This is a genomic window from Flavobacterium sp. WV_118_3, from assembly GCF_039778605.1.
Classification (GTDB): domain Bacteria; phylum Bacteroidota; class Bacteroidia; order Flavobacteriales; family Flavobacteriaceae; genus Flavobacterium.
Genome location: NZ_CP156060.1, coordinates 2,517,320 through 2,543,102 on the forward strand (window position 1 = coordinate 2,517,320; position 25,783 = coordinate 2,543,102).

Genomic DNA, 25,783 nt, shown 5'->3' on the forward strand with positions numbered 1-25,783 from the left:
TATGCAACTTTCAGAACAAGAAATCATCAGAAGAGAAAAACTGGGTAAGTTGAAAGAACTTGGAATAAACCCATATCCCGCCAATTTGTTTCCCGTGAACCACACGTCGAAGCAGGTCAAGGAAACTTTTGAGGAAGGAAAGAAGGTAATTGTGGCCGGCCGTCTGATGTCTGCCCGCGTACAAGGGAAAGCTTCTTTCGCCGAATTACAGGATAGCGAAGGCCGTATCCAGTTATACATTAACCGCGATGAGATTTGTCCGGACGATGACAAGACACTTTACAACGAGGTTTTCAAAAAACTAATCGACCTGGGTGATTTTATCGGGATCGAAGGAGAATTGTTTACCACTCAGGTAGGCGAAAAAACCTTACGCGCCAAAAACATCACGTTATTAAGCAAAACCTTACGTCCTTTACCATTACCTAAAGTAGATGCCGATGGTAATGTTTTCGACGCTTTTACCGATCCGGAATTGCGTTACCGTATGCGTTATGTCGATTTGGTTGTAAATCCGCAGGTTAAAGAAGTATTTATCAAAAGAACCAAATTGTTCAATGCGATGCGTACGTTTTTTAACGACAAAGGTTATTTTGAAGTAGAAACGCCAATATTACAGTCAATCCCGGGTGGTGCGGCCGCAAGACCGTTTATCACGCACCACAATTCCCTGGATATTCCCCTATATATGCGAATTGCCAACGAATTGTATCTAAAAAGACTAATCGTAGGTGGTTTCGACGGTGTATATGAGTTCTCCAAAAACTTCCGTAACGAAGGAATGGACCGAACCCATAACCCGGAGTTTACCGCTATGGAAATCTATGTAGCTTATAAAGACTACAATTGGATGATGGAATTTACCGAAAATCTTTTGGAATATTGCGCCCTTCAGGTGAACGGTACTACAAAAGCTACTTTCGGCGAGCATACGGTTGATTTTAAAGCACCTTATGCACGTGTTTCGATGACAGATGCCATCAAACATTTTACCGGCTTTGATATTACCGGAAAAACAGAAACCGAATTACGGGCTGCAGCCCAATCGATGGGAATTGCCGTAGATGATACGATGGGTAAAGGAAAATTGATCGACGAGATTTTTGGTGAAAAATGTGAGGGTAATTTTATCCAGCCAACTTTTATCACTGATTATCCGAAAGATATGAGTCCGCTAACCAAAGAACACCGCGACAACCCGGAATTAACCGAGCGTTTCGAATTGATGGTATGCGGAAAAGAAATCGCCAATGCATATTCCGAGCTAAACGATCCAATCGATCAGCGGGAACGTTTTGAATCGCAGTTGGCCTTATCCGAAAGAGGTGATGATGAAGCGATGTTTATTGATAACGATTTCTTACGTGCATTAGAATACGGAATGCCCCCAACATCTGGTTTAGGTATCGGTATGGACCGTCTGATTATGTTTTTAACCAACAATCCATCGATTCAGGAAGTGCTATTTTTCCCACAAATGCGTCCGGAGAAAAAAGCCGTACAAATCGAATTGGAAGACGAAGAAAAAGCAATTATTGCGATCTTAGAGAAAAATGCCAACACACTGGAATTAGCCGAATTAAAAAATCAGGCCGGATTAAGTGGTAAAAAATGGGATAAAGCCATGAAAGCTTTAGCACAACACGGATTAACCAAAGTGGTTGTAGCCGGCGACAGTAAAGTCGTAGAATTACAATCCTAAGTTTTCGATATACAACCAAAAGGCCGACTAGTACTAGTCGGCCTTTTTATTTTTAACGCCCTGAAAACGACCTTTATCGACAAAAATCGTACTTTACAGAAAATCATCATCCTTTTCGGTTTTATTCCTTACTTTTAATAGACATATCACGGAGTTTACCACTTAAACCGATAGGATTATGAAAGCATTCTTTATCCTGATTGTAAGTTTTTTATCACTGGCAACCTACGCCCAGTCGTCCGAACAGGCGCAACCAACCCTGACGGCAGAACAAAAAGCCAAACTGGAAGTCAGACGTATGACAACCGATCTTAACCTGACGACCACACAACAGCAACAACTCGAAAAAGTACTCACGGAAAATAACCGAAAAACCGACGATATTAAAGTACGCCTACAATCGGCTAAACCGGAAGAAAATCAGGCTTTAAAAACCGAATATATCGAAAGTCTAAAAACCCTGAAAACGAATCTAAAAGCAATTCTCACTCAGGAACAGCAAGACAAATGGGATGCCGTTTATAAAAAACGATTCCAAAATCAACCGCAAAAAGCAACTACCCAAAATAAGCCTTAAAAAAAAGCTGCCTCTTTTTCGAGACAGCCTGTTTCTGTTACACTAAACCGGATTATACTTTAATCCGGTTGCCTACACCTGACCGTCTTAGCATTTTCTCACTTAAAAACTGTCAGGTGTTTGTATTTACTATATCAGACAGATTTCTGTTCTCGCCTCGAAAAACCTATCTGGCGACACTTATCCAAAAACACCTGACAGGTTTATCAGCGTTGTATTAAAAAACCTGTCTGGTGTAAATCATAAAGTATAATTTAAGTTCACACTCCAACGGTATTGTGCTTCCACTCTGCCACCGGTAAGATTTTGATTTATCGGTACCATCAGATTGGCGCCAAACGAAAACTTATCCCGTCCGATCTCGATTCCCGCTTTTCCAAAAAGGATATCTCCCGCCGTATTTCGAAGCAATTGTTTGTATTGATAATTGTTCCCGTACACTTCTCCGGCAACACCCAATTGCGGTACAAATACATACTTCTCACTATTTAAAAAATAGAATACTGTTGACGAATAATTAAACTGATTTCCGAAACGATAATATTTCTCATTTTCAGTTTTAACGGTATAACTCCCCATAGTGTTTAATCCGAGAGCCCCCTTTTTTAACACATATTCTGTCGCAAAAATATAATCCCAACTTCCGGTTCCCACCTGAAAACTCGGGTTTACACTTCCATTGGTAAATTCGCGATATTTTCCAGTAGGCGCTTTTACTCCGGCACCTAATTGTATCGAATGCGAAAACACTGCGCTATCTTTAACCGTTTCATATACCGTGTACATCCCCAATACCGTAAGGTCGCCCAAACCGGATATATCCTGCTTGCCGGTTACGGTTTCCCGATTATGAAAATGATACGGCACCAATACGGAAACCTGAACTTTTTTCACAATCGGAATGCGTCCCCACACCTGAATGGTATTAAAATTCTCTTCATACCACGGCGAATCCGAAAACAATCCGTCGTTACTTTTATACCGCTGGTTAAAATAGCGTATCCCTACAAAATTGGTATTCAGCATCGACGAAAACCCCAGACTTCCACCACTGGCCGAACAACCACAGGCATCACATTCTTCGAAATATTCGAGTGAGCGAAAATAGTTTTGATACGGATTTATCCCCAAACTATCCTTCTCTGTCGCGTAGGTAAACACACTCCAAAAAAGTACTACTAATAGACAATATTTTTTCATTTTATTTTTCTTTTCAATCCAAATCTTATTTCTAAAATTTAGAAAAGTGTTTGTTATTTTTAAAATTCCGAAAACCGGCGATCCGTTAAAAACTCGTGGTCCGTTAGTGTTTTCAAAAAGGCTACAAGTTTCGTTTTTTCAGTTGCCGTTAACGGAATTCCTAAAGCGCCATTAGCCTTTAATGCCGGATCCAATGTAGGCGAATCCAACACACCGTTGGAATAGTGATTTAAAACCGCTTCCAGTGTCGAAAAACGTCCGTCGTGCATATAAGGTGCCGTTTTTTCGATATTCCGCAAACTTGGCACTTTAAATTTGTAATTATCCTGTGGCAACTCGGTTACGCGGTAGCGCCCCACATCATTGATCATCGGGTTAATCGGTAAACCGTTATTACGATAGGTATCATCGGTAAATAAATCCGTAGCATGACAACCGGCACATTTTTGCTTAAAAATCCCATAGCCATCCTGTTCGTCAGCGCTTAAAGTCCCGCCCGGTTCTCCTCTTCTGAATTTGTCAAATTTTGAATTGGACGAGGTCAACATGACCATAAATTGCCCCAATGCTTTGAGCATGTTTTCAGAATTGATCATTCCGTCGGGAAACGCCTGTCTGAATAGTTTCTGATAGGTCGCATCGCCTTTCATCATACTGACAATTTCCGCCAGATTCCCGTTCATTTCGATTTCACTGGTTAGCGGAATCAACGGTTGTAAATCCAGATGTGTTGTTGCTCCGTCCCACATATAAGCCCGCTGAAAAGCGAGGTTTTGGATCGGTGGTGCATTACGGGTTCCGATATTATCGCCCACACCATGACTAAAAGAATGTCCGTGATGTGTAAACGCATCTTCCTGAATGTGACAAAAACCACAGGATACCAATCCGTCCGATGCCAGTCGACCGTCGTAAAACAGTTTTTTCCCTAATTCAAAACCTTTTTCCGTTAGCGGATTGTTTTGCAAATTATAGCTCAAGGCCGGGAAATTGGTCGGTGCTTTAAAATCGATCGGAATGTTTTGGTAGGCTTCAGGACTATCATCATTCGAGCAGCTCCATAAAAACGGCAGCAACAGGAATAGTAGTGTTCTGATTCTTTTCATAATGATTTGTTTTTCAAAAAGCTGTCAATAGTCACTACCGACAGCTTTTTTGATTTTATTTAGTCATTATGAACGTGATCAACAGAAAACATGGTAGCCACATTGGCTGTAATCGAAGCCAAAACAGCACCACCCATGATATTTGGTTGTGGTGACAAGTTGATTTTTGTGGCTCCATCCAGGATTTTCGACAAATCGGCCATCACGTGAACCTGCGGGGTAATGGTTGGTCGTACCAATGCTTTATCCGGCATGTTTAAGGAAACTTCTGTGTAGTTATAGTTCGTTCCGGTTTGTCCCGTATGTACTTTAAATAGTGTCGGATCGGTTACGGTAGCCGAGGTAAAATTACCTTCGAAAGCCAGGAATTTATAACCCGCACTCCACGACCACATCATGCCTTCGGATTGTGCTTGTGCCAGAAAATCGCCCTGACCGGCAGCTCCTAAGTTAAATTGCTCCTGATCGACACCAATACCGAATTTTACGGTTTTATAATTCCCCGCCGGAACATCGGTTAATTCGATGGTAAACAAACTTGGCGTTTGTTCTTTTATAATAAAATAGCTTTTGCTTTTTGGGTATACATAGACCGATCCATCTTCTTTTGTCAGCACAATATTGCTTACAATATATTTGATGTTATCTACTTTAATCGTCTCACCCTGAGAGGTGGTATACGGCGCGCCCATGATAAAATCGACATCCCCATAACGGTGGTCAAATTTTATTTTTAAGCTTCCGCTTCCTTCGGTGGAGTTTACCACATCGTTATCAGTACTACAAGATCCCAATGCAATAGCCAATGCTACCGCTATAACAGTGTTTAATAATTTGAATTTCATTTTTTTTATTTTTTAAAATACGACATAGCGATCCTCTTGACTTCCTGTCAAAAAGAAAAAACGCTTAAACGGGTTGAATTTTAAAAAATAAATGCCGGCGGATGGAAGATTCCTTCCACGTTCAGATGTTGGTACAGATTGGTATACGAAAAGTTTTCCGCAACTTTTTCGGTTACTGACGCCGGATTAAAATCAAAGTTTTTCTGGATTTCGCAAAAGAGCACTTCTACTTCGGCTCTTACATTTTTTTTGTCGGTAGACAACGGTTTTTCCGATTCGGAAGCTTTGGCCAGCTCTTTCATCAGGTGACATTTTCCGTTACAGGCCATTTGAGGTTTGGCTTTGTTTTCACAAAGGGTTTTCGTAATATATTCGTAATTGATCATATACTCAAAAACCGGCAATATCGGTTTAAAGAGGACAAAAAAAACGAGTATTACAATTCCTTTTTTCACGTGGCAAAGGTAACCCCCAAAAATGGTAACTCCAAAAAATATCCGGCTCTATTTTAACAGAAGTCCAACATTTCAGCCTTTTTTTAACTTTTATTTAGAGCGACAGGTTTTAAACCTTTTGAAATTCCCGCGGTCAAAGCATCGTAACAACTTTAAAAGAAAAGCATTATGAAAAAATTAGTTTTAGCCGTTTGCCTTTGCGCAACTATGTTAGGCTTTGCACAGGAAAAAGAATCGAGAGGTGGTCGCGAGCGTATGGCTCCGGAACGACAAGTACAGTTACAGGTTAAAAAAATGACTTTGGATCTGGATCTGACAGCCAAACAACAAAAAGAGGTTGAAAAGCTATTAATGGATCAGAGCAAAAAACGCGAAGAAGCACGAGCTACACAGGGTGATGTCCGAAAAAATTACAAAGAGATGACTGCCGACGAACGTTTTGCGCTTCAAAACAAACGTATGGACGACAAAATTGCGTTTAAAGGCGAAATGAAAAAAATCCTGAATTCCGGTCAGATGGAGAAATGGGAAAAACAGAGTGAAATGCGCCAGGAAAAAATCACAAAAAGAACCCGAAACTTTAAAAACAATGCTCCTGAATAATTTTTGATTGTTTTTTTAGCAATATATCGCAAAATAAATTAGCTTTGGCTCTATAATCAGCCAATCTATCTGACAATGAAAAAATTTATTGCGTTATTTTTTATGATTGTTTCCTTTTCGGTAGCTGCCAATGCGCAGGATCGTCAAAAAGAAATCGCTAAAAAAGTTCAAAACGACATCACGGCACTTACCGCATATATCCCACTATCTGATGCACAAAAAGTTGAGATCGAAAAAGGATTGGTAATGAAACATCAAAATCTGAGCCCGGAGTTGTCGGAAGGACGAAAAAAAGAGTTGGTAAAAGTGGTGGATCACTATTTACGTGCCCCTTTAACACAAGCACAACTTCAAAAACTGGACGCGAATCCGAAGTTGGTAAAACAACTGGTTTCCGAATAATAAAAAACGCACCGTAAAGGTGCGTTTTTCGTTTATAGCTATTTTCTTTTAAAGTGTCGCGGCTACTTTTCCTACGGCTGCAATTGTAAAATCGAGATCTTCGTAGGTCAATGCATCTGTAATAAACCAGGTTTCATAGGCCGACGGTGCGATATAGATTCCTTCCTGTAACAATCCGTGGAAGAATTTTTTAAAGCTTTCATTATCGCCATTTTTAGCGGTATCGAAATCCACTACCGGTCTTTCGTCAAAATGAACCGAAATCATTGAACCGACACGATTAATCGTAAATACAACACCTGCTTTTTCCAACTGTTCACGGATTCCTTTTTCCAGATAAGCCGTTTTTTGTTCCAATCGTTCAAAAAGTCCTTCATTGGTATTGATATCCTGTAACATGGCCAAACCTGCCGCCATTGCCAACGGATTTCCGGACAAAGTTCCCGCCTGGTATACCGGTCCTAATGGCGCCAGATAATTCATAATTTCATTTCGTGCGGCAAAAGCACCCACCGGCAAACCACCACCGATTACTTTTCCAAATGTTACGATATCGGCGTTAATTCCGAACAATTCCTGTGCACCACCTTTTGACAGACGAAATCCGGTCATTACCTCATCAAATATCAACAAAGCCCCATGTTCGTCGCAAAGTGCCCGCAATCCTTTTAAAAAGCCTTCCTGTGGCGGCACACATCCCATATTTCCGGCAACCGGTTCTATAATAATGGCCGCGATTTCGTTTTTATTGGCTTCCAACAGCGAACGTACATTATCCAGATCGTTGTAACGGGCCAAAAGAGTATCTTTTGCGGTTCCCTGTGTTACTCCGGGACTGTTTGGAGCTCCAAATGTAATGGCGCCGCTTCCGGCCTGAATCAGGAACGAATCGGAATGACCGTGGTAACATCCGGCAAATTTTATGATTTTATCGCGATTGGTAAAACCACGTGCCAGTCGGACAGCACTCATACAGGCTTCGGTTCCGGAATTTACAAATCGGATTTTCTCGATTCCGGGTACCATCGAAATGGCCAGTTTGGCGATTTCCGTTTCCAATTCTGTTGGCATTCCGAATGAGGTTCCTTTTTTTGCTTTTTCAATTACTGCCGTTACTACGGGTTCATAGGCATGCCCTAAAAGCATCGGTCCCCAGGAATTGATATAATCGATAAGACGATTTCCATCTTCATCATACAAATAGGCCCCCTTGGCTTCTTTGGCAAAAATTGGTGTTCCTCCAACCGATTTAAAGGCACGAACGGGTGAATTCACACCGCCCGGTAACACTTCTGACGCTTCAGCAAACAGCTGACTGCTTCTTGTATATAACATTATGATTTTACTTTTATGATTTGTCCTATTGCTATTGCGTTTGAGGTAAGATTATTGATTTTTATCAATTCGTCTACCGTTACATTGAATTTTCTGGAAATGGAATATAGTGTATCCCCTTGTGCTACTTTATAAGTCGATCCGCTTACTTCAGCATTTACCGTAGCGGTATCTTTTTTGATCACCGGTTTTGTATAGCCACCACCAATAACTTCCGAGTCGTATTTGTAGAGTTCGTAACGCTCGATAAGTCCGATTAATTTTTCCGGGTATTTCGGATCGGTGGCATATCCGGCACTTTTAAGTCCTTTTGCCCAGGCTACATAATCGCCTTTTGGCAATTTAAACAAGGCCGAATAACGGCTTCTGGTTGTCAGGAATAATGAATGATCCCGAAACGATTCGGCCGGGTCACTATATTTACGAAAACATTCCTGTTCGGAATCATCGTCATGGCGTACACTATCTCCCGTCCAACCGGTATGACATTTGATTCCGAAATGGTTGTTTGCTTTTACGCATAAGGTTCCCACTCCGGCACCGGATTCCAAAATCCCCTGAGCCAGTGTGATACTCGCCGGAACACCATGATTTCGCATGTTTTCTTTTGCGGTTTCGTTAAACTTACCGATATAGGCATTTACGATCTCAGTCGTTACTTTTATCTTTGAAGTCGCTTCGAGAACTTCCGATGGTTTGGAATTTTCCGAAGATGAAGCATTGGTTCTCGTTGAACCCGAGTGTGTTTTTACTGTTGTGTTTTTCTTGGTTGTCGTAATCTTCGTTGGTGTCGTACGTACTTTTGACGAAGATCCGCAGCTATAAAGCAATACAAGCGTTAGCAGCAGGCAAATTTTTTTAATCATTATTCTCTTTTTTACAGACTATATTTTCTATAAGCAACGGCATCTTTTTCCGAGCCAGTATCTTATTCATTCCTTCAATCCCTTGTAATCCTCCGGTGTGAATCATTAAAATTGTGGATCCGCCAGGGAAATATCCTTTTTTAATCCGATCTATTATTCCATAGACCATTTTCCCGGTATATACCGGATCTAACAACACCGCTGTCTGAGCGTAGAAGTCATTATTAAAACGAATCAGATCCTCATTTATTTTTGCATAACCTCCAAAATGATAGTCATTTATCAGTTCCCAACGGTCGTTGTTTACAAATTTACAAATCTCATCAGATAAAAACGAACCTTTTAACGCCGGAAAGCCAATTACTTTTTGATTTTCTCCACAGGAATTGATCAAACCTGAAATAGTCCCTCCGGTTCCCACGGCACAGCAAATATGGGTAAATTGTGTCTTATCGGTTGTTTCTAATATTTCCTCACATCCTTTTACCGCCAACGTATTGGTTCCGCCTTCGGGCAACAGGTAAAAAGCACCGTACTTTTCCTTGAGTTTCTCTAAAAAAATCAGATCCTCTTTAGCGCGATAGCTTTCCCGCGATACAAAATCAAATTTCATGCCTTGTTCCTGCGCCAAACGCAAGGTTGCATTGGCTTCTATTTCGCTTTCCAGCTCTTCGCCGCGTATCACACCAATGGTTTCCAATCCGAAATGTGCTCCTGCCGCCGCTACCGCTGCGATATGATTTGAAAATGCCCCACCGAAAGTCAACAACTTTGTATAGCCTTCCTTTCGGGCCTGCTCGAGATTGTACTTCATTTTCCGGTATTTATTTCCGGATAAAAAAGGATGCACCCGGTCTTCTCTTTTTACCGTAAGCGTAATTCCGTCCGGAAATGAAAAAGGCAATACCTGGTTGTAACTTTTCATAATTGCAAAAATATCATTTTAAACAAAAACAGCTCCAAATACGGAGCTGTTTTTAAATATCATCTATAAATTTTAATTTTTTATTATGATTTTTTTACTTATTTCCTGATTATCCGTTGTAACCATTTTTACTATATATATTCCATCACTCAGGTTTGCCGTTGGAAATGAATAGGATGTATTATTACCCAGTTTCGTTTTTTCGAAGATAACTTTTCCAACCACATCGTATAAAACTATTGCGCTCAAATCTAAAGCCATTGGATTGGAAACCTGTAAAGCATGTTCGGAATTGTTCTGATATACCTGGAAACTATTTTTAATATTTTCACCCAATCCCAGATTACTATCCCGTTTAAAGGTAATTTCGTAACCTGTTTTATTTGTTCCAGCAGGTAAATTCAACTCATGTACCCCATTTTTAATATCATAATACAGGTTGTTTACTTTATCGTGCAGGTATACATTTTCGACATCATCGGCATTAATAATTTCCTGTACCGTTATTTTATAATTTGCCGGCGCTGTATTTTTAAAACCAAGCGGAAGACGCTTATTTTCATCAAAAGCCACCATGTTGATTATGTATTCTTTATCATCAATTACAAAAAACATGTCCGAAGGCAATCCATCATCGGAAGAAATCGCATCCATTCCTCTGTCGACACCATCGGTAGCTTCAGGATGGAAACCGATTACACTTTGCCGAACTCCCTGATTATCGATTAGCGTATTCATACGAACCTGTGGTTGTGGTCGGATCGATTCGGTGGTATAGTCGATACCGGAAACCGATAAAACTACCGGAAAGGCCAGTTCTGCCACATGCGGATCATAAGAAGTCGCATTCACATTTGCCAATGTTGCCGGAGTTACATTTCTTTCAAATTCTGAGTTATTCGCCGCTCCTTTCTTTACAAAAACACGGTACTGATTTCGCATCGTCACTACACCCACACCCGCTCCTGTGATAAGAAATCCTTGCCCGACAGGAGAAAAGCGTCTTTTATATTGATTACCGGGAGTTGAAGCTATCGGCCCCTGATTTCCGCCTGAATCATACGAGTAAAAAATCGCAGGAGTATAAATTCCCATTCCGGCCGTACCGGCTGTTACCTGCGAAAGTGTTGCTGCTGGTGAGAATGTTCCATAACCGCCTTTGTAATTTGCCAGTGTATGCGAATTTACTGTTTTGTCCTGTTCCCAAAACTGGGCAGTACCACTACAGGCTGTATTATCCAACAGAAAATAACTCAAATCAATTGCCGAAGGGTATGGATTTCCGGTTAAAGTTTGTTGTCCTACGAGACAAGGGATTATAATATTGCCATCATTGGGACGTCCTCTAAAATCGATTCGTTGCCGGCTACCCGGATTATTCGCTACAATCCCGTCTACATTATTGGCATCTGTACCGGCTGTTCCTTTCATTGTAAAGCCTTCACCCGGAGCAATTGGCTGACCGTTACCCACATGAACCCATTGGGAATATGTCGTACCATTGATAAATTTCCATAACCAGCGGGAAGAAATACTCAGTGGATTGGCCTGTCCGTCATGGGATCCCCAAGGCAGAATAGTTGCCGTTGTACTATTGGTAATATCAACTGCCCGATAAAAAAGATTGTTTACATTTCCATTTACATTCCCAAGAAAACTTTCCTGTCCGGAAGCAATACTCCCAACCGGAGAACACCAGTAGTTATAGTCGTAATTATCGGATGTTCCTTCCTGAAAAACAGAAATTTTTCCTCCTCCGCTATTTACAGTACTCCCTGCTACTCCCTGTAGTAATTGTCCGTTTCTCCTAAGAAAAATATTGCCCTCATTTCCGGCTGTTGAGGCCAAAACCACATCCTGTTTTACAAATAGTAATTCATTATTTACAAAAACATAACTGCTGGGACTTACATAAACCTGGGCATAACTTAAACAAGTACTACCCAATACTGTTATAAGTAAAAGACCTTTTCGTAACATGATCATTGTTTTTTAAGTAGTTATAAATATACACTATTAAACTCGTCATCTATTATCAAGGGATAAACTGTCACAAAAAAGGGATAAAATTGTCATCTCACCTATAATCCACCTTCCTTTTTACAATCATCACAATACCAACTCCACGACACTTCCCTTATTCATTAAAATTAATTATTTTTTATCATAAAAAATTATTTTAACACAAATAATTTTATAACAATAGCTCTAAAATAATCTCTTTTTTAACTAAAAAAATAAGATAAATCGCAGGTTTACACTCACCCCTTTTTTTCCTTTTTTTTCAAGATCGTACTTTATCGATTAAACAAAATCCTTTATCGAAATTCATTCAAAGCCCTCTTTAAAAGCTGTTTTTAATTACTACATTAGAACTGATAATGAACAACTTAACACTTAAATATATGTCAAACAGCTACAAAAAAGAAAGAGGTTCGAGTGGCTTTTCAAAAGTTCTCGTTCGATTTTATGTTATTGCTTCGAAAATTCAAAACATGTTGTTATTTTATGCAATAACAGGCCTATCATTATGCTTCCATACCGGACACTCACAGGTGCGTTATTATAACTTCTCGGAACGCATTTCGGCCTATAGTTCCATAAGTGGCACAACCGCAATAGCGGCTCCATGGGATAATGCCTCAGCTATTGACCTCCCTATTGGTTTTACTTTTAATTATGATGGTACAAATTACACTACATTTTCGGTTCTGTCAAATGGTTTTATCACGTTTGGGACTACCGTTCCTAATGATGCTCTGGGTTACAATCCCATTTCAGTGAATGGTGTTGGTTTTAGCGGAGCCATTAGCGCTCTGACTATGGATATCCGGGACAATGGATCTCCCATTACCTATACCACTACTGGTTCTTCTCCTTTCCGAACCCTGATCATACAATGGGCAAATGTTCGGAGAATTGGGCAATCGGGAAATTTTAACTTCCAGATCCAATTAAAAGAAAGCAGCAACCTAATACAAATCGTATACGGTTCTTGTTCTCCTAACGGCTCAACCCCTTTGTATGCAGAAGTAGGACTACGAGGCGCTTCCAACAGCGATTACAATAACAGGATCCAGAACACCAATGCTGTCTGGTATGGCAGCACCAATCCAGGAACTTCCAATACCGACACCTGTATAACTCAAGATAACAGCTATCCTAATAATGGTTTAACATACACCTGGTATCCTCCTGATTATACTACTGCCAGTTGTAATCCGTCTTCAGATTTTTCGACCTACTACATCTCTAGTTTCAGAATCACCGGATCTATTGTTGAAGCGTCAAATAATTCCGGATTCACTTCCGGTGGATACGCTAATTATACCGGACGAACACCTGCGCAACAAATCCCCGGATCCGATATTAATATTTCGATCGCTGTTGCAAGTGGCCCGGTACCGTTTCCAACACAATATATCAAAGCATGGGTCGACTGGAATAAAAACGGAGACTTTACCGATACTGGCGATACCGTTTTTTCTTCTTCGGTTTCTGTTAACTCGACTACATTTGGCTTTGTTATTCCTGTCGGAACTAATCCGGGGAATTATCGTTTGCGAATCCGGGCCAGTTTATTCAACAACCCTTCCCCTTGTGGCAATCAGACAAATGGTGAAACAGAAGACTATATTATAAAAGTCATTCCAGATTGCCCTGCCAAAATAACCGATGCCCCAACTGTAACCATTTGTGGCGCCGAACCGGTAACTTTATCGGTAACCGGATCTCCAAGTGCTTCTTCTTACGCCTGGTATACCACCGAAACCGGAGGTTCTCCAATTCCAGACGCAACCACAGCTACCTACACCACTCCTGTACTAAGTACTACGACTACTTATTATGTTACTGCGCTAAACGGCAACTGTGAATCACTAACCCGCACGCCTATTATTGCCCAAATAAAACCGGTTCCAAATATTACCATTTCGCCTACAACCCTTGAAATATGTGGCGACAAGGATCTCCTTCAGATTTCGGCTGCCGGAAGTACCGAAATCGTGGAACTCTTAAACGAAGACTTTGAAGGTTCCGGCTTAGGAAGTTTTATCAAATCCGGAAACGGAAATTCGGTAACCGAATGGCAACAAAAAACCAGTGTGTATACCACCGTTACCACTGCCTGGAAACCAGCCATAAATTCCGGAGGCATTGGTAATAAATTTGCTTTTACCACGTCTGATGTTGTCGGGAATGGTAAAAACCTGATCATGACTACCTCCAATTCGTTTAGCACAATCGATTTCATCGACCTGACTCTTACTTTCAGACATTATTTTTCTTTCTATGATGGAGGCGAAACAGCCAACATTGATATCTCGACAGACAACGGAGCCAGCTGGACAACCGTAAGAACCTTTTCCTCCAGTCAGGGATATCCCAGTAAATTTGCTGCTGTAAGTATTCCGTTAAATGGATATATAAATGTGGCTAATCTAAAAATCCGTTTCCGTTATGCTGCCAATTATAGCGACGGATGGGCCGTTGACGACATCGTTTTATTTGGTACCCGACCGCTAACTTCCAATTTCACATGGACCGGGGCAATTATTAATGCCTTTATTGATCCGAATGGTACCATTCCCTATATTTCCCAACCGACCAATGTGGTATATATAAAACCTACCGATTCCCAACTGGAGGTAAACAGCTGGTCTTTTACCGCCAATATAGCACTAACCAATGGCTGTACCGCTTCACAATTTCTAACCGTGAATAACAGATCGAAAGTATGGCAGGGTTACACGGGTAACTGGAATGATCCGTACAACTGGCTTCCATTGGGCACTCCTACCGATGTTAATTGCGTGATCATTAAACCTGCCGGGAGTTATCCCACTATTACCGGCACCAATTTTGAGGCTCAGTCAAAGAGTGTAACGATTAAACCAAATGGTCATCTGGAAATTCCCGATGGCAATAGCATCCGGGTGGTCAATACCATCAATGTGGAAAGTGATGGTATTTTCAATGTTGGCAATAATTCCGGAATAATCCAGGAGAATGACGTTCCCAACTCCGGAATGGTCACGATCAGACGGATTACCCAGCCTATGTCCCGTTATGATTACACCTATTGGAATTCGCCCGTTACACTAAACTCCGGGTATACGCTCGCCATGTTGTCGCCCAATACCTTATCAGATAAATATATGCGTTGGGAACCAACAATTAACGGAGGTAATGGCAACTGGATCACGCTTAGTCCTGCAACTCCAATGGATCCTACAATGGGATATATCGTTCGTGCGCCACAAACGTTCGATCCCAATCCGGCCAACAAAATTCACTATATCGCAACTTTTAGCGGTACTCCCAACAATGGTGACATCCTTGTTCCCATTGCGGTCGGAACTGATGCCAATGTGGGCGGGAATGTGACAGCAAATGACGATCAATGGAATTTAATTGGAAATCCCTATCCTTCGGCTATTGATGTGCTCTCTTTTCTCAACGATCTGGATAACAGTTCGCTTTTGGACGGCACTATTTACCTGTGGACGCATAACTCCCCAACATCGGAAGCAAATCCAAATCCTTTTTACGGTTCTTTTACTTATAATTATACCGAGGCCGATTATGCTACTGTTAATCGATTTGGAGCAACTGCTACAGCAACAACCGGAGGTTCCTATCCAAGCCGCTTTATCGCTTCCTGTCAATCTTTTTTTGTAAAAGGTCTTGCTAACGGAAATGTTAAATTCGCCAACTATATGCGGGTGAGTAGCCGGAATGACAACTTTATGAAAGCTGCTCAGCATCCCCAAACGACTCTCAAAAGTCAACCTCAGGATACTCCTGCTCCTACAGAACACCGTATCTGGCTGAATTTAGCAAACGAATCCGGTGCGTTTAGCCAGATCCTGGTAGGGTATCATTCGGATGCCTCCATGGCATTTGACCGCGGACTGGATGGCGAATTATTTGGTGGAAACCATGTCACATTCTATTCAACCATCCCGGATAAGCATCTAACCATACAGGCACGTCCGTTACCCTTTAACGATCAGGATCAGATTCCTTTGGGGTATCATGCCACCGCACATGACAAATACCAAATCGGAATTGATCATGTGGACGGCATTTTCAATACTCATACAATTTATCTGGAAGACAAATTACTCGACAGCATACATGACCTCCGAATTACACCCTATACTTTTATTTCAGAAGCCGGGGTTCACAATAACCGTTTTGTACTTCGTTTTAACAGTAACTCTTTAAACACCCCGGAGTTTAGTCAGGAGAGTATCATCAAAATCATACGCGGAGAGGAACTGACCATAAGCTCAGCATCCAAAAAAATTAAAGATATTGTCATATATGACCTACTAGGTCGTAAAATCGGTCAATATTATAATGTTTCCGCTAATGAAGTTGTTTTGAAAAACATAAAAAAAACGTTTGGCATATTACTCCTCAAAATAACATTGGATGACAATAGCATACTGCATCGAAAAATAATTTTCTAAAATTTTTAATGAATAAAGTAAAAGACATCCTCTGTTTCGTAAAGGATGTCTTTTTTTATATCGCAACTTTGCTATTATTCTTTCTGCAATCTAAACTTTTTAGGCATATTAAAATCCGATCTGTTTATAGCTTCCTACACCTGCTATTCTGGTACTTTTCGCTAAAAAAAGCACTTTCTTAAATTAAAAAATAAACACCTAAAAACAATTAACACTATTATTTTAAAACCAAAAATCATAAATAAATACAAAAAACATACTCAAAATCACAATTAACATGCGGAAACAAAAGGTCAAAAAGTAGACAAAAACGTACTTTATCGATTAAACGGAAACCTTTATCGAAATTCGGTCAAAACGCATTTATCACCCCCTTTTTAGTAGCTAAATTAGTATTGAAAATGAACCACTTAATATTTTCAAGTATGTTAAACAGCTACCAAAACAACCAAAAAACCGGCAACTTTTTTAAAGTTTCCGGTGCTTTTAACGCAACTCCTCTTACCGTTAAAAACACTCCATTATTCAAAATAGTAGCCGGCTTATTATTGTGCTTCCAAATCGGACAGGCACAGGTAAGTTATTATACTTTTTCGGAAAATACCGCGACCTACTCGTCCATATCCGGAACGACCGCCATTGCCACTTCATGGGATAATAACGCCGCCCTTAACATCCCTATCGGCTTTACGTTTAATTACAACAGCACGAATTACACCACCTGTTCTATTTTGTCCAATGGTTTTATCACTTTTGGAACTACTGTAGCAGGCGATGCAGCCGGATACAACCCGATTTCGGTAAACGGAGCCGGTTTTGACGGAGCAATCAGTGCTTTGGGGATGGATCTTAAAGACAACGGGAATGCAATTACCTATACCACTACCGGAACCGCTCCAAACCGGACTTTTATCGTACAATGGAATAATGTACGACGCGTATCTCAGTCCGGGAGTTTTAATTTCCAAATCCGATTAAGCGAAACAACCAATATCATACAAATCATTTATGGTTCCTGTTCGCCAAGCAGCACAACGACATTAAATGCCGAAGTAGGATTGCGAGGTCTTACCAATGCCGATTATAATAACCGATCACAGAGTTCAAACAGCACCTGGTATGGTAATACGTCAAGCGGAACTTCCAACACCAACACCAACAGAACCCGAAGTAACAGTTATCCGAACAACGGATTGGTGTATTCCTGGTATCCGCCGGATTACACCTACACCAACTGTACGCCGGCTTCTACCTCGTCGACCTATTATATTTCCAGTTATAAAATTACTGGTGCTATTGTGGAGGCGTCCAACACTTCCGGTTACAGTACCGGTGGTTATGGTGACTATACCAGTCTTGCTCCGGCTCAGCAAATTGCCGGATCGGATATCAATATTTCGTTAATACTATCCGGAAGTTCCGGTACTACTCAATTTGTTAAAGCCTGGGTCGACTGGAATAAAAACGGTGATTTTACCGATGCCGGAGAAACGGTCTTTTCGCCTACGATTAGTGTCAGTTCTACAACATTTGGGTTTGTGATTCCAGCCGGAACCAATCCCGGTAATTACCGTGTACGTATTCGATCTTATTTATCAAGCTCTTCGTTTTCATCGTGCGGAAGTCTTTCCAATGGTGAAACAGAAGATTATTTGATCAAAGTAATTCCGGATTGCGGTGCTAAAATCACCAGTGCTCCAACAGTTGAATCTTGTGGCACAGGCCCGGTAACCTTATCGGTAACCGGATCATCGGGCGTAACATCCTATCGCTGGTATACTACCGATACCGGAGGTTCTCCTATTTCGGGCGCAACCGCTGCATCCTATACAACGCCATCGTTAAGTACTACGACAACTTATTATGTGACAGCCTTAAACGGCACTTGCGAATCGCTTACCCGTACTCCCATTATCGCTAAAATAAAACCGGTTCCGAATATCACCATTACACCGGCGTCTCCGGAAATATGCGGCGATTCCGATTATTTACAAATCTCGGCAGCCGGTAGCACGGAAGTAGTCGAATTGTTAAACGAAAATTTTGCAGGTACCGGATTGGGCAGTTTTACCAAATCGGGTAATGGAACTACCACTACCGAATGGCAGCAAAAAACCAGTGTGTTTACCACGACAACGGCTACCTGGAAACCGGCTATCAACTCCGGATCGGTTGGCAATAAATTCGCGTTTACCACATCGGATGTAAACACTACCGGTAAAATTCTGATTATGACCACAACCAATTCGGTGAACACCACTAATTTTATCGATTTGACACTTAATTTCAGACACTATTTCTCTTACTATGGAAGTGGTGAAACAGCTAATATCGAGGTATCAACCGATAACGGAACCAATTGGACAACCGTAAAAACCTATACCTCCACACAAGGCTATCCCAGTAAATTCGCATCCGAAAGTATTCCACTAAACGCTTATGTAGGTGTTGCCAATTTAAAAATACGTTTCCGTTATGCAGCCGATTACTGCGACGGTTGGGCCATTGATGATGTGGTACTATCCGGTACCCGTCCGTTAACGTCCAATTTTACATGGACCGGAGCAACGATCAATGCCTATATTGATGCCAATGGTACCACTCCTTATACCAATCAGGCTGTAAACGTGGTGTATATCAAACCATCGGCTTCCCAACTGGAAGTGAACAACTGGTCGTTTAATGCCAATGTACAGCTCACCAATGGTTGTACCGCAACGAAACCCGTAACTGTTACCAACAAAACAAAAGTATGGCAGGGAATTAATGGCAACTGGAATGATCCGAACAACTGGCTACCAGTGGGTGTACCGGCAAATGATAATTGTGTAATCATTAAACCAGCGACGAATTATTCGACTGTAAACGGTTCTAATTTTGAAGCGCAAGCCAAAACTCTAACCGTTCAGGCTAATGGCCGATTGGATATCCCAACCGGAAACGGCATTAAAGTGGTTAACACAATTAATGTAGTGACAAACGGAACTTTTAACCTGGATACCAGCGCAAGCATCGTACAGGTAAACAGTACTATCAATACCGGTATTGTTAACATTAAACGTACTACCCAACCGATGTATCGTTACGATTATACCTATTGGAATTCACCGGTAACCTTAGCTTCCGGATTTACTTTGGGAATGTTATCTCCCAATACGTTATCCGATAAATACATGAGATGGCAGCCCACTATTAGTGGTGGAAGCGGAAACTGGGCTACAGTAAGCTCCAGCACCGTTATGGATCCAAAAATCGGATATATCGTACGGGCACCACAAACTTTCAGTGTTAATCCACTTACTAAAACGACCTATACCGGAACTTTTATCGGAACACCAAACAATGGCGACATCACTATTCCCATAGCGGTGGGAACCGATGCCAATGTTGGCGGTAGTGTAACCGTAGATGATGATCAATGGAATCTGATCGGTAATCCGTATGCGTCTGCAATCGATATTGTAAGCTTTTTAAACGACCCTGCCAACAGTGCTTTAATGGATGGTACCGTATATCTTTGGACGCATAACACTCCGCCATCTGCACTGTCGCCAAGTCCGTTTTATGGTACGTATTCCTATAATTATACGTCGGCCGACTATGCAACGGTAAACAAATTCGGTGCAACTGCTACGGCTGCCACAGGAGGAAGTCTGCCAAGCCGTTATATCGCTTCAGGACAAGCCTTTTTCGTTAAAGGTCTGGCAAACGGAAATGCCAAATTTACCAATAGCATGCGCGTGAGTTTACAAAATAACAGTTTTTTAAAAGCGGCCGATACCACCAAAATCAATCCGGAAACACAAAGTGTAGCCGGAGGCGAACCGGAACAACATCGTATCTGGTTAAACTTAGCTAATGAATCCGGCGCTTTTAGTCAGATTTTGGTTGGCTATAATGCACAAGCTACAATGGGTTTTGACAGAAGTTTGGACGGTCAGTCATTTGGTGGTAACGGGGTTACCTTCTATTCAATAATCCCGGAAATGAATCTGACCATTCAGGCCCGTGCCTTACCGTTTAACGAACAGGATCAGATCCCATTAGGCTTTAATGCCGATTCGCAAAACACGTATGAAATTGGTATTGATCATCTGGATGGCATTTTTAACACCCATGCCATTTACCTGGAAGATAAAATGCTAAACGTGATTTTTGATTTACGAACAGCGCCGTATTCCTTTACTTCCGCTGCCGGAACATTCAACAACCGTTTTGTATTGCGCTTTGCGAACAGTACTTTAGGAACCGGTGAATTTAGCCTTGAAAACGGCATCAAAGTATTACGCGGCAACGAATTGGCAGTACATTCGGCTACCGAAAAAATCAAAGATATTACAGCTTTTGATCTTTTAGGCCGTAAAATCGATGAATATAAAAACACTAATGAAAACGATATCATATTGAAAAACGTTAAAAAATCGTCCAGCGTGGTATTATTAAAAATCACATTGGAAAACGGTGCTACCGTAGACCGAAAAACGATTTTCTAAACAATTAACAACATTTCAAGACCAATCCCCTGTTTACTCAGGGGATTTTTATTTTGTAACAAATCCACTTTATTTCGTTTTGTTTCAAACAAAATAATCTTTTGGAATGGTGCCTCAAACTCCTCCATCCAAACCCTTTTCTACGTTTTTTTTACACAGAAAAACCTTGTAAAAAGCAAAAAACAAACCGCCCAAATCTCCGAATCCAAAAAACAGATAACCATCAGAAAAACAATACAAATCAAAAATAAGGCTGTATCATAAAAGGTCATGTCGAGGTCAAAAATGCACTTTATCGATTAAACAGAAACCTTCATCGAAATTCGGTTCCGAGACACCTTCTGTCTGCTTCTTAGTACATATTTTCGCACCGTAAAAATAACCCCAAAGATTTTTTAGTATGTTAATTCGCCCCCGATTTACGTTTAAAATTGAAAATTTTTTCAACTCAAAAAGCAACCTACTTTCGTTGCTGCTTTTACTTGTTTGCGCTACCGGCTTCAGTCAGGTAAGCAACTATACTTTTTCCGAAAGCTCATCAAATTACACAGCTCTTTCCGGTGCTACTACTGTTTTTAACAGCAACTGGGACGACAACGTATCCGCAAACAATATCGCAATTGGTTTTACGTTTAATTTTAACGGAACCAACTATACCACCTGTTCGATTAACTCAAACGGGTTTATCACATTCGGATCAACAACTTCATCATCTTCAGAATACAGTCCTATTTCTTCTAGTACCGGATATGCCGGTGCGGTAAGTGCTGTGGGTATTGACATGGTAAACAACGGAAATGCGATTACCTATAAAACGATTGGAAGCGCACCAAACCGTGTTTTTGTAGTACAGTGGACTAATGCTGAGCGTAGTGCCCGTGGTGGTGATTTTAATTTTCAGATCCGTTTAAGTGAGACGACAAATGTTGTATCCATTTCGTACGGTTCTTGTGATCCATCCAACAACAACAATGTGAATGTTCAGGTTGGTTTAAGAGGAAGCAACAACAGCGATTATAACAATAGATCCCTTTCAAGCAACAATACCTGGGCTGGAAATACATCTGCCGGAACAGCCAATAATGCAACCGTAAGAACACGTAACAATGTATATCCAAATACAAATCTTTTGTATACCTGGACTCCAGCAGCGGCTTGTACTGCTCCTACCGCACAACCTTCAGCACTTACGTTAAATGGCATCACAGCTAATTCTATAAACGGTTCCTTTACCGCAGCAGCATCTGCTCCGGACAACTACCTTGTTATTGCCAATACAACCGGTACGGCTCCAACAATTACCAACGGAACGAACTATTCTATCGGACAAAACTTAGGAAGCACTAATATTGTAATCGATAACGACGGCAATACTACTTTTAGCGCTACCGGACTTACAGCCAATACAACGTATTATTTCTTTGTATACTCTTTTAACTCAAACTGTACAGGAGGTACAAAATACAGAACAACGTCTCCTTTAACCGGAAATGCTAAAACATTCGTATACTGTACGGCTACATCAACATCAAGCAATTACTATATCTCCAGTTTTAAAACAACAGGTGCTATTGTAGATGCTGTAAACAACAATTCCGGATACAGTACTTCTGGATATGGTGATTTTACCAGTTTGGACGCTGCGCAGCAAATTGCCGGTGGTGACCTTAACATCAGTGTGGTGCTAACAAGCCCTGGAACAGACAGACAATTTATCAAGGCTTGGGTTGACTGGAACAAAAACAACGATTTCACCGATAGCGGAGAAGAAGTATATGCTTCAAGTACTGGTATTTTATCGACTACTTTCGGATTTGTAATCCCGGCAGGAACAACTCCGGGTAACTATCGATTACGTATTCGTTCGGCTAATGCTGGTGGTATTGCTCCTTGTGGAAGTTATTCAAATGGAGAAACCGAAGATTATATCCTTACTGTTATTGCCGATTGTCCTGCAAAAATCCTTACTGCACCAACAGTAGAATCTTGTGGCGAAGGTCCTGTAACCTTAACCGTAACTGGATCGGCAGGAGTAACTTCTTATCGTTGGTACACCAGCGAAACCGGTGGTTCTCCAATTGCAGGTGCAACATCAGCAAGTTATACAACACCTTCGCTATCAATGTCGACAACTTATTATGTTACCGCTGTAAACGGTTCTTGCGAATCGTTGGTTCGAAGAGCTATCACCGCAAAAATCAAACCGGTACCAAACGTTACCATCACACCTTCTTCTCCGGAAATTTGTGGTGATGATAACTTTGTACAGATTTCTGCTGCAGGTAGCACAGAATTGGTAGAGCTTTTTAATGAAAATTTTGAAGGTAGCGGATTGGGTCTTTTCACTAAATCCGGTAATGGAACCAGCACTACCGAATGGCAACAAAAAACCAGTATTTATACCACTACAACGGCCAACTGGAAACCTGCGATTAATTCAAGCACTGGAACTACAGGTAATAAATTTGCCTTCACAACTGCCGATGTATCCACTAGCGGAAAAGACATTATCTTAACAACAACAAATGCATATAATACTTCAACGTATCTGGATTTAACCTTAACGTTCCGTCAGTATTATTCGTACTATGGAAATGGAGAGACTGCCAGCGTAGAAGTTTCAAAAGACAATGGATCCACATGGAACAGAGTGGTAAGTTATACGAATAGCCAAGGTGCTCCTAGCCGTTTTGTGAATACTATTATTTACTTAAACGACTATATCGGAGTAAGCAATCTAAAAATCAGATTCCGTTACCAGGCAGGATACTGCGATGGATGGGCTATCGACGACGTAGTTTTATCAGGACACCGTCCGTTAACCTCCAACTTTACATGGTCGGGAGCAACTATCGATGCGTATATCGATGCCAACGGAACAATACCTTATACCAATCAGGCTGTAAACACGGTATACATCAAACCCTCTACAGCACAATTAGAAGTAAGTAACTGGTCCTTTACAGCTAATGTTCAATTAACCAATGGTTGTACTGCTTCTAAACCGGTGAGTGTTACTAACAAATCGAAAGTATGGCAGGGTAATAATGGCAACTGGAATGATCCGAACAACTGGTTACCGGTAGGAGTTCCTACAAGTGATAACTGTGTGATCATTAAGCCAACCAGCAATTCCTCAACCATTAATGGAACCAATTATGAAGCGCAGGCTAAAACCTTAACGGTTCGTACGAATGGTCGTTTGGATATTCCGGCAACTAACGGAATCAAAGTGGTTAATAAAATTGACGTAAAAAATAACGGTACCTTAAATATAGACAATAACGCTAGTATCGTACAGGTAGACAATGTAGAAAATTCTGGAAATGTAAATATCAGACGTACAACAAAACCGATGTATCGCTATGATTTCACCTACTGGAATTCACCGGTAACATTAGCTTCCGGATATACATTAGCAATGTTATCTCCAAACACATTGGGTGACAAATACATGAAATGGCAACCAACTATCAATGGTGGTTACGGAAACTGGATTAGCGTAAACAATTCGACCGCTATGGATCCAAGAATGGGTTACATCGTAAGAGCGCCACAAACGTTCGATCTTAATCCAAACAACAAAACTACCTATACGGCTACTTTCGTAGGAACACCAAACAATGGAGATATTACAATTCCAATTGCTATCGGAACAGACGCAAACGTTGGCGGAGGTGTAACTGTAGATGATGATCAGTGGAACTTAATCGGAAACCCTTATGCATCGGCTATCGATGTGGTGTCTTTCCTGACAGACAACACCAACAAAACATTGGTAGACGGTACGGTTTATATCTGGACGCACAATACACCTATAGGCAACACAAACCCTAGCCCGTTCTATGGTACATATGCCTATAACTATACTGCTGCTGATTATGCTACCGTAAATAAATTCGGAGCAACAGCAACCGCTGCAACCGGTGGAAGCGCACCAAGCCGTTATATCGCTTCCGGACAGGCTTTCTTCGTAAAAGGTTTAGCCAACGGAAATGCGAAGTTTACAAACAGTATGCGTGTTACTGGTAAGAATGATAATTTCATGAAAAACGGTGGTACACCAATCAATCCGGAAACACAATCGGTTGCCGGTGGGGAATCGGAAAAACACCGTATTTGGTTGAATTTAGCGAATGAGAATGGTGCTTTTAGCCAAATCTTAGTAGGATATGATGAAGAAGCAACTATGGATTTCGACAGAGGTCTTGATGGACAGTCTTTCGGTGGAAACGGTGTAACCTTCTACTCGACTATTCCAGACATGAACCTGACCATTCAGGCACGTCCTTTACCGTTTAACCAAGCCGATCAGATTCCATTAGGTTTCAATGCCAACGCTCAGAATACCTACCAAATCGGAATTGATCACTTAGATGGAATTTTTGATACACATGCAATTTATCTGGAAGATAAAACAACCAATACAATCCACGATTTAAGAACAGCACCATACTCGTTCACATCGGCTGCCGGTACTTTTAACGAACGTTTTGTATTGCGTTTTAACAATGGTACATTAGGAAACGGTGACTTTAGTCTTGAAAATGGCATCAAAGTATTACGCGGAAACGAATTGGCTGTAAACTCGGCTAACGAAAGAATCAAAAACATCACCGCATTCGATGTTTTAGGACGAAAAATTGACGAGTATAAAAATGTAGGTGAAAACGAAATCGCCTTGAAAAATGTAAAAAAATCATCAAGTGTTGTTCTCTTAAAAATCACACTTGAAAACGGAGCTACGGTAGATCGTAAAACGATTTTCTAATAACTTCCGAATAAAAACCAATAACCC

15 protein-coding genes are annotated in these 25,783 nt (G+C 41.0%); 7 read left to right on the plus strand and 8 right to left on the minus strand.

Features of this window, described 5'->3' with window-relative positions; all coding sequences use genetic code 11:
* Position 1 precedes the first annotated feature (1 nt).
* Positions 2-1,702 (plus strand): lysine--tRNA ligase, encoded by a 1,701-nt coding sequence (gene lysS, locus ABFU83_RS11820; protein WP_347066163.1) that lies wholly within the window; start codon positions 2-4, stop codon positions 1,700-1,702.
* 178 nt (positions 1,703-1,880) lie between these two features.
* Positions 1,881-2,279: a hypothetical protein gene (locus ABFU83_RS11825; protein ID WP_347066165.1), complete on the plus strand. Its 399-nt coding sequence runs from the start codon at positions 1,881-1,883 to the stop codon at positions 2,277-2,279.
* Between the two features lie 240 nt (positions 2,280-2,519).
* On the opposite strand, the gene ABFU83_RS11830 is transcribed toward ABFU83_RS11825, so the two are convergent.
* From ABFU83_RS11830 to ABFU83_RS11845, 4 genes are all read right to left on the minus strand, one after another.
* On the minus strand, positions 2,520-3,479 hold the full coding sequence (locus ABFU83_RS11830; RefSeq protein ID WP_347066167.1) for a transporter: 960 nt from the start codon (positions 3,477-3,479) through the stop codon (positions 2,520-2,522).
* 59 nt (positions 3,480-3,538) lie between these two features.
* The gene (locus ABFU83_RS11835) at positions 3,539-4,585 is read right to left on the minus strand and encodes a cytochrome c peroxidase (protein ID WP_347066168.1); all 1,047 of its coding nucleotides are present in this window, start codon (positions 4,583-4,585) and stop codon (positions 3,539-3,541) included.
* Positions 4,586-4,644: 59 nt separating this feature from the next.
* The gene (locus tag ABFU83_RS11840; RefSeq protein WP_347066170.1) at positions 4,645-5,430 is read right to left on the minus strand and encodes an MbnP family protein; all 786 of its coding nucleotides are present in this window, start codon (positions 5,428-5,430) and stop codon (positions 4,645-4,647) included.
* Positions 5,431-5,510: 80 nt separating this feature from the next.
* Entirely contained in the window at positions 5,511-5,885 is a 375-nt protein-coding gene (locus tag ABFU83_RS11845) for a hypothetical protein (RefSeq protein WP_347066172.1), read from the minus strand.
* Positions 5,886-6,053: 168 nt separating this feature from the next.
* Here ABFU83_RS11845 and ABFU83_RS11850 point away from each other — a divergent pair, with 168 nt between their 5' ends.
* On the plus strand, positions 6,054-6,488 hold the full coding sequence (locus ABFU83_RS11850; RefSeq protein ID WP_347066173.1) for a hypothetical protein: 435 nt from the start codon (positions 6,054-6,056) through the stop codon (positions 6,486-6,488).
* A gap of 75 nt (positions 6,489-6,563) precedes the next feature.
* Positions 6,564-6,890 (plus strand): hypothetical protein, encoded by a 327-nt coding sequence (locus ABFU83_RS11855; protein ID WP_347066175.1) that lies wholly within the window; start codon positions 6,564-6,566, stop codon positions 6,888-6,890.
* Between the two features lie 48 nt (positions 6,891-6,938).
* Here the strand turns inward: ABFU83_RS11855 and hemL are convergent, their stop codons facing one another.
* The 4 genes from hemL to ABFU83_RS11875 form a co-directional block, all read right to left on the minus strand.
* Entirely contained in the window at positions 6,939-8,225 is a 1,287-nt protein-coding gene (gene hemL / locus ABFU83_RS11860; protein WP_347066177.1) for a glutamate-1-semialdehyde 2,1-aminomutase, read from the minus strand.
* Positions 8,225-9,091, minus strand: a complete 867-nt coding sequence (locus ABFU83_RS11865; RefSeq protein ID WP_347066179.1) for a glucosaminidase domain-containing protein — start codon at positions 9,089-9,091, stop codon at positions 8,225-8,227. Before ABFU83_RS11865 ends, hemL begins: the two co-directional genes overlap by 1 nt.
* Positions 9,084-10,016: a pyridoxal-phosphate dependent enzyme gene (locus tag ABFU83_RS11870; protein ID WP_347066180.1), complete on the minus strand. Its 933-nt coding sequence runs from the start codon at positions 10,014-10,016 to the stop codon at positions 9,084-9,086. Before ABFU83_RS11870 ends, ABFU83_RS11865 begins: the two co-directional genes overlap by 8 nt.
* Before the next feature lie 72 nt (positions 10,017-10,088).
* Positions 10,089-11,996 carry a T9SS type A sorting domain-containing protein gene (locus ABFU83_RS11875; protein WP_347066181.1) on the minus strand — a complete coding sequence of 636 codons (1,908 nt, stop codon included), beginning with the start codon at positions 11,994-11,996 and terminating at the stop codon, positions 10,089-10,091.
* A 425-nt stretch (positions 11,997-12,421) separates the two neighbouring features.
* Between ABFU83_RS11875 and ABFU83_RS11880 the strand changes: the two genes are divergently transcribed.
* The 3 genes from ABFU83_RS11880 (at position 12,422) to ABFU83_RS11890 (ending at position 25,756) form a co-directional block, all read left to right on the plus strand.
* Positions 12,422-16,492 carry a GEVED domain-containing protein gene (locus tag ABFU83_RS11880; protein ID WP_347066183.1) on the plus strand — a complete coding sequence of 1,357 codons (4,071 nt, stop codon included), beginning with the start codon at positions 12,422-12,424 and terminating at the stop codon, positions 16,490-16,492.
* 425 nt (positions 16,493-16,917) lie between these two features.
* Complete coding sequence (locus ABFU83_RS11885; protein ID WP_347066186.1) at positions 16,918-20,985, plus strand: GEVED domain-containing protein; 4,068 nt, start codon at positions 16,918-16,920, stop codon at positions 20,983-20,985.
* A gap of 400 nt (positions 20,986-21,385) precedes the next feature.
* A complete protein-coding gene (locus tag ABFU83_RS11890) occupies positions 21,386-25,756 on the plus strand; it encodes a GEVED domain-containing protein (protein WP_347066188.1) in 4,371 nt (1,456 codons plus the stop codon).
* Positions 25,757-25,783: the final 27 nt, after the last annotated feature.

Bases quoted from the DNA above. Each gene is read 5' to 3' on its own strand.
- lysS (WP_347066163.1), top strand. From the start codon at position 2: ATGCAACTTTCAGAACAAGAAATCATCAGAAGAGAAAAACTGGGTAAG.
- ABFU83_RS11825 (WP_347066165.1), top strand. From the start codon at position 1,881: ATGAAAGCATTCTTTATCCTGATTGTAAGTTTTTTATCACTGGCAACC.
- ABFU83_RS11830 (WP_347066167.1), bottom strand. From the start codon at position 3,479: ATGAAAAAATATTGTCTATTAGTAGTACTTTTTTGGAGTGTGTTTACC.
- ABFU83_RS11835 (WP_347066168.1), bottom strand. From the start codon at position 4,585: ATGAAAAGAATCAGAACACTACTATTCCTGTTGCTGCCGTTTTTATGG.
- ABFU83_RS11840 (WP_347066170.1), bottom strand. From the start codon at position 5,430: ATGAAATTCAAATTATTAAACACTGTTATAGCGGTAGCATTGGCTATT.
- ABFU83_RS11850 (WP_347066173.1), top strand. From the start codon at position 6,054: ATGAAAAAATTAGTTTTAGCCGTTTGCCTTTGCGCAACTATGTTAGGC.
- ABFU83_RS11855 (WP_347066175.1), top strand. From the start codon at position 6,564: ATGAAAAAATTTATTGCGTTATTTTTTATGATTGTTTCCTTTTCGGTA.
- hemL (WP_347066177.1), bottom strand. From the start codon at position 8,225: ATGTTATATACAAGAAGCAGTCAGCTGTTTGCTGAAGCGTCAGAAGTG.
- ABFU83_RS11865 (WP_347066179.1), bottom strand. From the start codon at position 9,091: ATGATTAAAAAAATTTGCCTGCTGCTAACGCTTGTATTGCTTTATAGC.
- ABFU83_RS11870 (WP_347066180.1), bottom strand. From the start codon at position 10,016: ATGAAAAGTTACAACCAGGTATTGCCTTTTTCATTTCCGGACGGAATT.
- ABFU83_RS11875 (WP_347066181.1), bottom strand. From the start codon at position 11,996: ATGTTACGAAAAGGTCTTTTACTTATAACAGTATTGGGTAGTACTTGT.
- ABFU83_RS11880 (WP_347066183.1), top strand. From the start codon at position 12,422: ATGTCAAACAGCTACAAAAAAGAAAGAGGTTCGAGTGGCTTTTCAAAA.
- ABFU83_RS11885 (WP_347066186.1), top strand. From the start codon at position 16,918: ATGTTAAACAGCTACCAAAACAACCAAAAAACCGGCAACTTTTTTAAA.
- ABFU83_RS11890 (WP_347066188.1), top strand. From the start codon at position 21,386: ATGTTAATTCGCCCCCGATTTACGTTTAAAATTGAAAATTTTTTCAAC.